Annotated in this window: 8 protein-coding genes and 2 pseudogenes; 1 reads left to right on the forward strand and 9 read right to left on the reverse strand. The window is 74.2% G+C overall.

Annotation, left to right across the window (positions count from 1 at the left end; translation table 11 throughout):
- From ABZW03_RS26445 to ABZW03_RS26485, 9 genes and pseudogenes are all read right to left on the reverse strand, one after another.
- Positions 1–117, reverse strand: a pseudogene (locus ABZW03_RS26445) (hypothetical protein); the annotation flags it as partial.
- Positions 118–345: 228 nt separating this feature from the next.
- A pseudogene (locus ABZW03_RS26450) lies at positions 346–1065 on the reverse strand (AfsR/SARP family transcriptional regulator); the annotation flags it as partial.
- Between the two features lie 26 nt (positions 1066–1091).
- A complete protein-coding gene (locus tag ABZW03_RS26455; RefSeq protein ID WP_355263135.1) occupies positions 1092–2105 on the reverse strand; it encodes an AfsA-related hotdog domain-containing protein in 1014 nt (337 codons plus the stop codon).
- A gap of 55 nt (positions 2106–2160) precedes the next feature.
- A complete protein-coding gene (locus ABZW03_RS26460) occupies positions 2161–3342 on the reverse strand; it encodes an alpha-hydroxy acid oxidase (protein ID WP_355263137.1) in 1182 nt (393 codons plus the stop codon).
- A complete protein-coding gene (gene hppD, locus ABZW03_RS26465) occupies positions 3339–4454 on the reverse strand; it encodes a 4-hydroxyphenylpyruvate dioxygenase (RefSeq protein WP_355263139.1) in 1116 nt (371 codons plus the stop codon). The genes ABZW03_RS26460 and hppD overlap by 4 nt, the downstream gene beginning before the upstream one ends.
- 134 nt (positions 4455–4588) lie before the next feature.
- A complete protein-coding gene (locus ABZW03_RS26470) occupies positions 4589–4801 on the reverse strand; it encodes an MbtH family protein (RefSeq protein WP_355263142.1) in 213 nt (70 codons plus the stop codon).
- 72 nt (positions 4802–4873) lie between these two features.
- A complete protein-coding gene (locus ABZW03_RS26475) occupies positions 4874–5605 on the reverse strand; it encodes a thioesterase domain-containing protein (protein WP_355263145.1) in 732 nt (243 codons plus the stop codon).
- Between the two features lie 122 nt (positions 5606–5727).
- On the reverse strand, positions 5728–6969 hold the full coding sequence (locus tag ABZW03_RS26480) for a PLP-dependent aminotransferase family protein (RefSeq protein WP_355263154.1): 1242 nt from the start codon (positions 6967–6969) through the stop codon (positions 5728–5730).
- 214 nt (positions 6970–7183) lie between these two features.
- The gene (locus tag ABZW03_RS26485) at positions 7184–8479 is read right to left on the reverse strand and encodes a cysteate synthase (RefSeq protein ID WP_355263148.1); all 1296 of its coding nucleotides are present in this window, start codon (positions 8477–8479) and stop codon (positions 7184–7186) included.
- 1103 nt (positions 8480–9582) lie between these two features.
- Here ABZW03_RS26485 and ABZW03_RS26490 point away from each other — a divergent pair.
- Positions 9583–12827 (forward strand): amino acid adenylation domain-containing protein (locus ABZW03_RS26490; protein ID WP_355263151.1); only part of this gene is annotated, 3245 nt, incomplete at its 3' end.

Consider the following 12827-nt stretch of genomic DNA (forward strand, 5'->3'; position numbering starts at 1 on the left):
GGGGCGTTGACGACCATCACGCCGGCCTTGGTGGCGGCGGCGACGTCCACGTTGTCCAGGCCGACACCGGCCCGGGAAGGCGTCCGCGACCTCCCGGGCCAGCCGCACCGCGAACGCCGTCTTGCCCACCCCGGCCCGCCCGGCCACGGCCACCAGCCGCACCGGCGGCCGGCCGGCCTCGCCGCGCAGCATCCGCTCGGCCGAGGCGGTCTCCTCGTGGCGGCCGATGAACCCCGGCGCCCCGCCGGGCAGCCCCCGCAGCGGCCCGGCGGAGGACGGGGCGGGCGGAGCGGCCGGCCCGGTCGGCCGCCAGTCGAGCGACGGGTCCGAGTGCAGGATCCGCTCCTGGAGGCGCTGGAGCGGTCGCCCGGGCTCCACACCGAGTTCCTCGACCAGCGAGCGGCGCAGCCGCGCGTAGATCCGCAGGGCGTCCGACTGGCGGCCGGTGCGGTACAGCGCCACCATCAGGTGGCCGTGCAGCGCCTCGCGCAGCGGGTGCTCGGTGGCCAGCGCCATCAACTCCCCGGTGAGCTCCCGGTGGTGGCCGAGCCGCAGGTCCGCCCGGATCCGCTGCTCCAGCGACTCCATCCGCAGCTCGTCCAGCCGGATGGCGGTGCTCTCCAGGCGCACGCCGTGCGGCACGCCGGACAGCGCCGGGCCGGTCCACACCGCCAGCGCCTCGTGCAGCTGCCGGGAGGCGGCGGCGAAGTCGCCCTGCTCGTAGGAGGTGCGGCCGGCCACCCGCAGCGTCTCGAAGCGGGCCAGGTCGAAGTCCTCCTCGGGCACCCGCAGCAGGTACCCCGGGGGGCGGGTGAGCAGCAGGTCCTCGGTCTCCCGCCCGGGGGGGCGGCCCTCGGCCAGCAGCTTGCGCAGCTGGGAGATGTAGACCTGGAGGGTGGTGGTCGCGGTGCGGGGCGGTTCGGTCCCCCAGAGCTCGTCGATCAGGCTGTCCGAGGAGATGACCTCCCCGGCGCGCACCAGCAGGGTCGCGAGCAGCGCGCGCGGCTTGGCGGCGGACGGCGTGCGGGGGGAGAGCGAGACCGGCCCCAGGATCCGGAAGCGCATCACAAGCTCCTTTCGATTGGCCCGGTTCAGCAGTCCTGCAGGAGGGAGGCGGAGGCACTGGCGACGACCCGGCTGCCCTGGCTGAAGACGACCCGCATCCGGGCGACCGGCCGGCCGGCCGCGTCCCGGGTGGGACGGCGGGAGGAGACGGTGCAGGTGAGCGGCAGGTCGGTGTCCCCGAGGCCGCGGTAGGAGGTCCGCCAGTGCGTCAGCACGGCGTGGCCGGGCTCGAAGCCGTGCAGTTCGGCGGCCACCAGCAGGGACGCCTGCCGGGAGGCCTCGAGGAACAGCGAGCCGGGGATCGGGCCGTCGGCGGCCGCGCGGAAGACCTCGTGCTCCGGCGCCGGGTCGACCGGCAGCAGGAACTCCCCGTCGAGGACCCGCAGCGGCGGACCGACCAGCACGTTGCGCGGGTCGCTCCGGCCGACCCGGGCCGGGCGCAGCGCCCCGGCCGCACCGGGCGGGGCCGCCGGGCAGCTGTCGGTCAGGCTCTCGCGCCGGCCCCGGGCGCGGTGGCTGCGGTGCACCCCGGGCATGACGAACACCAGCCGGGTCCGGTTGAGCCCGCAGTTCACCCCGTCGATGGCCACCCGGGCCACGCACTCCAGGCCGCGCGGGACGCCGTTGACCACGTCGCCCGGGGTCAGGGTGAGCTCCATGGCGAGGTGGGCGGCCCGCCCGGTGCGCCGCCACGGCGAGAGGTCCAGGACGTCGACGCTGCTGGAGGCGAAGGCCTCGGGCCGGTCGGCCGGCACCCGGAAGTACTGCTGGGCGATGAAGTGCGCCGCCTGGTGCATCGTCTCCGCCGGGAACAGCACGTCGTGGAAGGCGCCCGGGCCGTCGGTGAACAGCTCGTGGGCGTCCGGGAGTTCGGCCGACAGGACGAAGTGCTGCTCCTCCGGCGCGGTGGTGTCCAGGGCGAAGCCCTCGGCGGTGGCGGGCCGGCGCAGCAGGTGCAGCGGCGCGGCCCGCCGGCCGCCGGCCGGGACTCGGTCGTACGGGTGGGCGGGGAGGGAGGGGAACGGGAGCGCAATATCCATGGGAACGGTCCTCAGGTCGGCGGCGCCCGGAGCGTCGGGTGGGTGGGAGCTGCTGCTACTCCCGGGGTTGCGGGTACGGCGCGGACACCGTCCGCAGGGGCGCGGAGGTGACCACGCGCAGGGCCCGGGCGGCCTCGACCGAGTCGCAGCCGGCCAGTCCGAGCGCGTCCCGCAGCTCCTCGGTCAGCATCCGCAGGACGCCGCCGACCCCGGCCTGGCCGCCGGTGGCGAGCCCCCAGAACACCGGGCGGCCGACCAGGACGCCGCCGGCGCCGAGCGCCAGGGCCTTGACGATGTCGCTGCCGGTGCGCACCCCGCCGTCGACCAGGACCTCGCAGCGGCCGTCGACGGCGTCCCGGACCTCCGGGAGCACCGCCATCGGCGGTACCGCGCCGTCGAGTTGGCGTCCGCCGTGGTTGGAGACGACGATCGCGTCGACCCCCTGGTCGGCCGCCTGCCGGGCGTCGCGCGGGTCGAGGACGCCCTTGAGGACGATCCGCAGCCCGGTGCGCTCGCGGAGCCGTTCGATGTGCCGCCAGGAGAGCGAGGCGGTCATGAAGGCCCTGGTGTGCTCCGCCACCGCGGACGTCCGGGACGCCTGGTCGTGCGCCCGGGAGGCCGAGCCGTCGCCGAGGTGGGCGGCCTGGACGTCCAGCGGGAGGGAGAACTGGTTGCGCACGTCGCGCAGCCGGCGCCCCATCCAGGGCAGGTCCACGGTCAGCATCAGCGCCTCGCAGCCGGCCGCCTCGGCCCGGTCGACGAGGTCGAACAGCCGGGCCTCGTCGTTGAGCCAGTACAGCTGGAGCCAGAGCCGGCCGCCCTGGGCGGCGATCTCCTCCAGTGGGTAGCTGCTCAGGGTGCCGGTGACGAACGGGACCCCGGCGTCCCGGGCCGCGCGGGCCACGGCCAGTTCGCCGTCCGGGTGCACCAGCCGGTGGTAGGCCATCGGGGCGACGGCGACCGGGGCCGCGGCGTCCCGGCCCAGCAGCGGGGCGGTGGTGGCGCAGTCGGCGACGTCCCGCAGCACCCGCGGCACCAGGTGGAGCTGCTCGAAGGAGGCGAGGTTGGCGCGCACCGAGGACTCGGTGCCGCTGCCGCCGGTGACGAAGTCCCAGATGTCCGGCGGGAGCACCGCGGCGGCGGCCCGCTCCAGGTCCTGGAGGCAGGCGGGTTCGCGCTGCCACCGGGCGGCGGGCTCGTCGCGCAGCGGCGGGACGGGCGGGGTGGCGGTGGTCACTGCGCGGCACCGCCCTGCTTCGCCCGGTCCAGCTCGACGGCCTCGTACAGCGCCTTGATGTTGGAGCTGCCGAAGGTCTCCGCGCCCAGGCGCTCGATGACCTCGAAGAAGAGGGTGCGCCGGGGGTGGGCGGAGCGGGTGAAGATCTGGAACAGCTGGCCGGCGTGGTCCTCGTCCACCAGCAGGTTCCACCGGCGAAGGTCCTCCAGCGGGTGGTTCTTCGGGGTCAGGCGCTTGCCGAGGAGGTCGTAGTACGAGCCGGGGGTGGTCAGGAACCGCACCCCGCGCTCGGACAGGGCGGCGACGGAGCCGACGGCGTCCTCCACCGAGAAGGCGATGTGCTGCACGCCGGCGCCGCCGTGCCGGGTGAGGAAGTCGTCGATCTGCCCGGGGTCGGCGGTGGTGTCGGGCTCGATGACGGTGAAGGTCACCGTGCCCGAGGCGCTCTGGACGACCTTGGAGTCCATCGCCTGGGTGCCGGTGGCGATGCGCTCCTCGAAGATGGTGGCGAAGCCCAGCACCCCGTTGTAGTGGTCGACGGTCGACCGGAGTTCGCCGGCGGGCACCACGACGGCGAAGTGGTCGATCCGCTGGAGGCCGACGGGCGGCGCGACGGTGCGGGCGGCGGCCAGCGCGGCCGGGTCGACGACCAGGCCGTGCGGCAGGACGGGCGACGCGGGGACGCCCTCCGGGGCTTCCGGGGCCTCCGGGACGAAGGTGTGCACGACGTCGCCGAAGCCGCCGACGGTCGCGGTGGTGCCGCCCGCCGGGTGCGGCGCCGGGGCGGCCACCGCCCGCCCGCCGCGCCGGGTGGCCTCGGCGAAGGCGGCGGCCACGTCGGGCACCCGCAGGGCGATGTCGGCCACCCCGTCGCCGTGCCGCGCGGTGTACGCGCCGGCCGGGTGCCGAGCGTCCCGGCTCTCGGTGAGGACGAGGGTGATGTCCCCCTGGGCCAGGGCGACGCTCCGCAGGCCCGCTCCGGTCGCCACCTGCGGGGCGACCACGTGGAACGCGTACTGCCCGGTCCAGGTGGCCGTGCCGGCCTCGATGTCGTCCACGTACAGCTCGACGTACTCGATGCCGAGGCTTCCGTAGACCGCGGACCCGTTCACGTGATTCTCTCCTTGGAAGTGTCGCTGGGCTCCGCCGGCGCGGGGCGGTGGCGCCGGTCGCGGAGGCTTGGGTGGGGTGCCGCGGCCCGCCCGGGGCCGGCCGCCCCGGGCGGGGAACGGGCGTACGCCGCAGGTCAGTTGGCGGCCATGGCCTGGATCAGGCTGTTCGGGCGCATGTCGGTCCAGTTGCCCTCGACGTAGTCCAGGCACTCCTGGCGGCCGGCCTCGCCGAACACGGTGTCCCAGCCGGCCGGCACCTCGACGGAGGCGGGCCACAGCGAGTGCTGCCCCTCCGCGTTGCGCAGCACCAGGTAGGGGGCGTTGTTGTTCTCGAACGGGTTCGTCACTGTCGTTTCCTTAGCGGTGGTGGTGATTCTGCGGTGGTGGTCAGGGAGTCGCGGGGGCGCGGCCGTCCGGGGTCAGCGGGAGGCCGCGAGGCCGAGCCGGGAGAGCAGGTCCCGCAGCAGGGCGGCCCGGTGGTCGGAGAGGTAGAAGTGCCCGCCCTCGAAGGAGCGTGCGGTGAAGGAGGCCCGGGTCACCGGCGCCCACGCGGCCGCCGACCCGGCGTCCACGTCCTCGTCGGCGTCCCCGTAGTAGGCGACGACGGGGGCGTCCAGGACGGCACCGGCGGGATCGGCCCGGTACTCCTCCACGATCCGGTAGTCGGCCCGGACGGCCGGGAGCACCAGCTCCAGCAGGTCCGGGTGGTCCAGCGCGGCCGTCTCGCTGCCGCCCAACTCCTTGAGGTGGCTGACGAGTTCGTGGTCGGGCGCGGTCGCGTACGACTGCTCCGGGAGGCTCTCCCGCCCGGGGCCGGAGCGGCCGGAGACGAACAGGGCGGCGACCCGGGCGCCGTGCTCCTCCTGCAGCCGGCGGGCGACCTCGAAGGCGACCGACGCGCCCATGCTGTGGCCGAAGAGCGCCAGCGGCCGGTCCAGCAGCGGGAGGCACTCCGCGACGGCCGGCGCCACCAGCTCCTCCATCGTCCGGGCGAGCGGGTCGAGCAGCCGGTCCTCCCGCCCGGGGTAGCGCACCGCGCGCAGCTCCACGTCGTCGGGGACGAACGGGCCCCACCCCTGGTAGAAGCTCGCCGCGCCGCCCGCGTGCGGGAAGCAGACGATCCGGGTGCGGGGGTCCGCCGACGGTTTCACTACTCGCAACCACTGCTGTGCTGGGCGCACGTCTTTCCTCTCAGCCTCGGTCTCGATGGCACCCGGGTGCCCGCGGCGCGGGCGGGCTTGGGGCGGGCTTGCGGTCCGGCTCGCGGGTGGCCCTACCGCGCGGCGGCCGCGGCCTGTTCCCGGACGAAGCCGGCCAGCCGGTCCAGCCCCTCGTCGATCTCCGCCGGGAGCAGGTGGCTGAAGGACAGCCGCATCACGCGGCGCGGCTCGGAGTCCGCGTAGAAGTGGTGCAGCGGCGTCCACAGCACCCGGTGCTTCCCGGCGCTGAGCTCCAGCAGTTCGTCGCTCGCCGCGAACGGCACGGTGAGCAGCAGGAAGAAGCCGCCGCTCGGGGTGTTCCAGGAGACCCCGGGCACCTGCCCGTCGCCGAACCGGGCGGCCAGGCCCTCCAGCATCAGCCGGAGGTTCGCGCGGTACGTCTCCCGCTCGCGCGCGTTGGCCGCCCGCAGGCTGTGCCCGTGCTCCAGCAGCTTGCCGGCGATGACGGCCTGGGCGATCGGCGAGGTGTTCACCGTCGTCATGCTCTTGATCTTCGCCAGCTTGTCGGCCAGCAGGCCGGCCCCGCCCCGCGGCCCGGTGACCGGCTGGTCCGCGACGACGTAGCCGACCCGGGCGCCGGGGAGCCCGGTCTTGGCGAACGAGCCGAGGTAGACGACCCGCCCGTCGGTGTCGAGGGCCTTCATGGTCGGCGGGCCGTCGGGGTCGCCGAGCAGGCCGTACGGGTTGTCCTCCAGCACCAGGAGGTCGAGCTCCGCGGCGGCCCGCAGCGTCCGCAGCCGGTCCTCCCGGCTCATCCGCACCCCGCCCGGGTTGGCGAAGTCCGGTACCAGGTAGAGCGCGCGCGGCCGCCGGCCCGCCGCCCGGGCCTCCCGCACCACGGCGGCGAGGTGGTCCAGGTCGACGCCGGTCGCGGACTCCCGGACCGGGAGCAGCGGCATGTCGACGAGCTGGGCCGCGCCGTGCACCCCGACGTAGCTCGGGGTCACCGCCAGCAGCACGTCCTCGGGGGTGGCGCGCAGCGCCCGCAGGGTCAGGTAGAGCGCCTCCTGGCAGCCCACGGTGACCACGACGGACTCCGGGTCCGCCTCGATGCCCTCGTCGACGGCGAGGTGGGCCGCGACCAGCTCGTGGATCACGCCCTTGGTGCGGCCGTACTGGAGCACGGTGCGCCGGACCTTCGCCTCGTCGCCGTCGAACCGCTCGGAGAGGTACCGGCGGTAGACCTCCAGGTGGCGGTGGACGTCGTCGAGGTCGAAGTAGCCCTCGAACGGCCGGCCCGCGGCGAAGGACACCGCGTCCGGGTAGTCCTGGGCCACCTCGTTGAGAAAGTTCATCGACGCGCTCACCGGCGAGCCCAGCGATTCGTGCAGGTCCCGGACGTCGAGCGACAGGGGCGAGCCTGCCTCGGTGCGGTTGCCCAACGGTCCCACTTCCCTTCTGACGGTTCGTCTTGGCGCCGGCGGTGCGGCTCGGTTCGCCGTGGTGCGCCCCGGTGCGCCCCGGTGCGGCTCGGCGCGGGGGTGCGGCTCGGTTCGCGGTGGGTGCGGCTCAGCGCACGGCGGCGACGGTGCGCGGCCGGCGGCCGGTCGCGAAGGCGTCCAGCACCCTGGCCGCGACCTCGTCGGGGGAGTCTCCCCGCGAGACCAGCCACCCCCGCGGCTCGGCGGCCGGCGCGTCGGCGTTCAGTCGCTGACGCCCGCCGCCCGTCACGTTGAGCAGGCAGGTCGTGTCGGGCGTGATCCGCCCGTCCCGGACGGCGCCGCACAGCGCCGCCACGGCGACCGCGGCCGCCGGCTCGATGTCGATCCCCTCCAGCTCCTCGAACATCGCCCGGGCCGCCTCCGCCTCCGCGCGGCCGGCCACCAGCATGTCGCCGGAGGTGGCGCGCAGGACGTCCCGGACCCCGCCGCCGACGAGGTAGGGCGGCGTCGCGTTGGCCAGCTCCGGGGCGTAGAGGTCGAGCGGCGCCCCGGTGCTTGACTGGTCGTCAGGCTGCTCCCGCCAGGCCCGGCTCAGCGGGGCGAACTCCGCGTTCTGGCACAGCAGCATGCGCGGCGCCGACTGCCCGTCGGCCGAGCCGGAGGCGAGGATGCGCCCGGCGGCCTCGTGGACGGCGATCGCGCCGGCGCCGCTGCCCACCGCCTGCACGTAGACGTCGGGGAGCGCGCCCATCTCCTCGAAGGCGGCCAGCGCGACCACGCCCAGACCGTCGCGGCGGCCGACGTTGCGGACGCCGCCCTCGGCGAAGAACCCGGGGCCGGCGGCGATCAGCTTCCGGCTGAAGTCGATCGCGTCGTTGTAGGTGGCGTCCTCGAGCGCCACCACCTGGACGTCGGCCGACCCCCCGTCGGCGGCGGCCACGGTCGGGAGCGCCCGGCTCGGGACCACCAGCAGCCGGGGGACGCCCTCGCTCCCGGCGGCGGCGAAGGCCGCCGCGGTGTTGCCCGCCGAGGCGATGACCATCACCCCGGCCTGCTCGGGGGTGCGCCCCAGCACCGTGAAGGCCTCCAGCTCCTTGAAGGAACCGGACGTCATGCGGCAGCCCCGCTCGGGCCAGTAGCCGCTGAAGGAGATCCACAGGTCGGTCAGGCCGAGCGCCTTCCCGAGCCCCTCGCTCCGGTAGACGGCCGGCCGGTGGGAGCCCTCGACCTCGCGTCGGACCGGGAGCCAGTCGTAGCGGAAGACGCCGGACCGCTCCGGCGTGACGGTGAACCGCTGTGCCGTGTACTCGGTGCGCAGCAGGGTGTCGTCCCCGCATCGCGGGCAGCTCAGGCAGAGCCCGTCGTCGGAACTCCGCCAGTCGCAGCCGGCGCACACGAGCAGGTAGGTACAAGCAGGATCCACGAGGGTGCGTTCCTTTCGTGATGAACGGCGTCCCCGCCGTGGGCGCACCCGTCCGCGGACACCGCGGACCGGCCCCTGCCACACGGTCGGGGGCATGCGTGTTCAGCCCTTTTCCGGCGCGCGCCGGTCCGTGCCGGGTACGCCGAAGTGCGACGCGCGACAACCGCGGCGCCGATATCCGGGAAAAGGGAAATGACGGCCTGGAAAACGCCTCGGAGACGACCTTCCGATGGAAGTGGCCCGAGTTGTTATGGCATGTTCAGGACAGGCGTCAGCGGGGTGTGACCCCGAAAAGAAGGACTGCTGTGCGCCCTGCTGTAATGTTCTGGAAATTCTTCATCATACCCCGTTGTCCCCCGACTGTGCGACAAGCAAGTTCAACGTGCTTGCGAGTGACCAGCATAGACGTCGCAATCCCACTTTTCCTGTGACCGGGATCACATTGCAGGCTTCCGCCGTGATCCACTTTACTGTCCTGACGCCTGCTCAGAAGCCCTTCGGACGTTGGCCGGGTCCGTCGTCCGGGGCGCGGGAGCGGGGATCGCCGCGCATGGTCCATCATGAGTGCGCCGCGTGGCGAAGTGTCGGCAATACGGGGGAAAGTGATGTGTGAGTTTTCCGGCGGGGAGCGTCCTGCCCGATGTACTGAAGAGCGCCCTGCGATTCGCGGACGGGGCCGCCGACCCATTCCTTACCGGGGGGGTCCTGCGTCAATGGACGCCATTTTCTCCACACTTTTTTCGCCGGCGCTTCACTGACGCGTCGGCCGGTCCGCGCCAGGCTTGATCCGGCGGCGGACGGGCCTTGACCGCCGCCCGGCATTTCCGTGGTTCCGGGTCCCCCGAGGGGGGCGGATCGGCCTGCCCGGAACCGCCGTTGGCGTTGCCGCTGCCGTCGCCCGGCCCGGTCGTGCCCCGAGCCGCCGACCGTCCGCACGGTTCCGCCGCCCCGGCCGCGCCGTGTTCCGCGGGGCCCGGCCGAGGCTTCCGCCTGCCCTCGGGCGGCCTTTCGGCCGGAGGGCCCCGTTCGGTGGCGAACGACCCCCCAGCCCTGCTCGCACGCACGCGTGGAAAAGCACGCTCTCAACGGGACGATGGAGTGGTATGAGCACGTCAGAAGTCGGCGTCGCGTACAAGGAACTCTCTGCCGCGCAGCGAGGCATCTGGAACGCTCAGCAACTCGACCCGGACAACCCCGTCTACAGCGTGGCCCAGTGCCTGGAGATCGAAGGGGACCTGGACCCGCGGCTGTTCGAGCGGGCCGTGCGGGAGGTCACCGGACGGGTCGAACCCCTCCACGTGCGCTTCACCGGATCGGGCACCTCGCTGCGCCAGTACGTGGCCGTCTCGGACGACTGGCCGCTGCACACCTTCGACGTCAGTGCCGAGGACGACCCGGTCGCCGCCGCCGAGGCCTGGATGCGCGCCGACCTGGCCCGGCCGATGCGGCTGGACCGCGACCGCCTCTTCACCTACGCCCTGTTCCGCGTCGCCGCCGACCGCCACCTCTGGTACCAGCGCGGCCACCACATCGCCGCCGACGGCTTCAGCGGGGCCATCGTCGCCGCGCGGGTGGCCGCGCACTACACCGCCCTCGCGGCCGGCGGCCCGGTGCCCGAGCCGCTGACGGTGCCGCTGGACACCCTGCTGGACAAGGACCTCGAGTACCGTGCCTCGGCGAGCTTCGCCGAGGACCGCGCGTACTGGGCCGAGACCCTGGCCGACCGCCCGGACGTGCCCAGCCTCAGCGGCGGCCGGCCGCCCGTCGGCACTCCGCACACCCTGGCCCGGCACGCCGAGACCGTCGACGCCGAGACCTCCGCGCACCTGCGGGCGGCCGCGCGCGGTCTGCGGACCACCGTCTCCGGCCTCGCCATCGCCGCCTCGGTGCTCTACTTCCACCGCCTGACCGGCGTCGAGGACGTCGTCATCGGCGTCCCCGTCCTCGGCCGGAGCCGCCAGGAGCTCGACGTCCCCGGCATGGCGGCGAACATGCTGCCGATCCGGGTCGCCGTGTCGGACGACCTCACCCTCCAGCAGCTCGTCCGCCGGGTCGGGACCGCGATCCGGACCGCGCTGCGCCACCAGCGGTACCGCTACGAGGACATCCTCCGGGACCTCGGGCTGGTCGGCCGCGGCAACCTGTTCAGCCTGGTCATGAGCGCCATGCCGTTCGACTACGACCTCGCCTTCGGCGACTGCTCGGTCCGGCTGAAGCCGCTGGGCGGCGGGCACTTCAACGACTTCTCGCTGTCGCTCTACGACAACTCCTCCGACGGTCTGATCGGCATCGCCTCGGACGTCAACCCCGAGCTCTACAGCGACGACACCAACCGCGCCAAGGTGGCGCTCTTCCGCACCACCCTGCTGGCGATGGCCGCCGCCCCCGCCGACACCCCGCTCCGCCGGATCGAGGTGTTGGGCGAGGCGGAGCGGGAGCTGGTGCTGCGGGGGTGGAACGACACGGCGCGTGGGGTGCCGGCGGTGACGCTGCCGGAGCTGTTCGAGGCTCAGGCGGCCCGGACGCCGGGTGCGGTGGCGGTGTCGGACGCGGCCGGGGGGCTGACGTACGGGGAGTTGAACGAGCGGGCGAACCGGTTGGCGCAGCTGCTGGTCGAGGGTGGTGTCGGGCCGGAGGACCTGGTCGCGGTGTGCCTGCCGCGCTCGACCGAGCTGGTGGTGTCGCTGCTCGCGGTGGGGAAGGCGGGGGCGGCGTACCTGCCGCTGGACCCGGAGTACCCGGTCGAGCGGCTGGCGGCGACGGTGGCGGACGCCCGGCCGTCGGTGCTGGTCACCTCCGGCGCGACGGCCGGGCTGGGCCTGGGTGCCGAGGCCGGGGTGCGGCGGATCGAGCTGGACGCCGTGGAGACCGCCGAGGCGCTGAACGTGCTGCCGGTGTCGGATCCGGTGCGTGCCGGGCACGGCCCGCAGAGTCCGGCGTACGTCATCTACACCTCGGGGTCGACGGGTCGGCCGAAGGGTGTGGTGGTGACACAGGCGGGCCTGGTGAACTACGTGGTCCGTTGTGTGGAGGCGTACCCGGAGGTCGGGGGGCTGACGGTGCTGCACGCGTCGGTGTCCTTCGACGCGGGTGTGACGGGGCTGTACGGGGCGTTGGTGTGCGGTGGCGAGGTGGTCGTCGCGGCGCTGGACGACGCCCTGCCGGGGGTGTTGGGCGGTCGTCGTCCGTCGTTCATGAAGGTGACGCCGAGCGCGTTGGCGGTGCTGGACTCGCTGGGTGACGTGGTGAGTCCGTCCGGTCGGCTGATGGTGGGCGGCGAGGCCGTCCAGGCGGCGGCGGTGGCGCAGTGGCGGGAACGTCATCCGGGTGTCGCGGTGGTGGACCACTACGGTCCGACGGAGGCGACGGTCGGCTGTACCGACTTCCTGCTGCCGGAGGAGCTGGACGGGTCGGAGGTCGTGCCGATCGGCCGGCCGATGTGGAACACCCGGGCGTACGTGCTGGATTCCGGGCTGCGGCCGGTGCCGGTGGGTGCGGCGGGCGAGCTGTACATCGCGGGCGTGCAGCTGGCGCGCGGTTACCTGGGGCGCCCGGACCTGACGGCGGAGCGGTTCGTGGCCTGCCCGTTCGGGGCCGAGGGCGAGCGGATGTACCGTACGGGCGACCTGGCGCGGTGGCGTGCGGACGGGGCGTTGGAGTACCTGGGCCGGACCGACGACCAGGTGAAGGTGCGCGGGTACCGGATCGAGCTGGGCGAGATCGAGTCGGTGCTGCTCGCCCGGCCCGGTATCGCCCAGGGCGTGGTGGTCGTCCGTGAGGACGTCCCCGGGGACAAGCGGCTGACCGCCTACGCCGTTCCGGGCGCCGGTGCCGAGGTGGACCCGGCCGAGGTCAAGGCCGCCCTGGCCGCCGTGCTGCCCGACTACATGGTCCCGTCCGCGGTCGTGCTGCTGGAGGCGTTGCCGCTGACCGTCAACGGCAAGCTGGACCGCCGGGCCCTGCCGGCCCCGGACCGCACCGCCGAGTTGGAGGCCTCCTACCGCGCTCCCCGGACGCCCGAGGAGACCCTCCTGTGCGAGGCCTTCGCCGAGGTCCTCGGGCTGGAGCGGGTCGGCATCGACGACAACTTCTTCGAACTCGGCGGGCACTCCCTGCTGGCCGTGACGCTGGTGGAGCAGCTGCGTTCCCGTGGCCTGCAGGTGTCCGTGCGGGCGCTGTTCCAGGCGCCGACGGTGGCCGGGCTCGCGGCCGTCGAGGCGGGTCAGGCGTTCGTGGTGCCGGAGAACCGGATTCCGGCCGGCGCGAGCGTGCTGACGCCGGACATGGTCACGCTGGCGGAGGTCACCGAGGACGACCTCGCGCGGATCGTGGAGCAGGTGCCGGGTGG

Origin of the sequence: Kitasatospora sp. NPDC004799 (assembly GCF_040609095.1) — a bacterium.
Taxonomy (GTDB): Bacteria; Actinomycetota; Actinomycetes; order Streptomycetales; family Streptomycetaceae; genus Kitasatospora.

Coding starts and splice junctions, on each gene's coding strand:
- ABZW03_RS26455 (WP_355263135.1), bottom strand. CDS start 2,105: ATGGATATTGCGCTCCCGTTCCCCTCCCTCCCCGCCCACCCGTACGAC.
- ABZW03_RS26480 (WP_355263154.1), bottom strand. CDS start 6,969: ATGAACTTTCTCAACGAGGTGGCCCAGGACTACCCGGACGCGGTGTCC.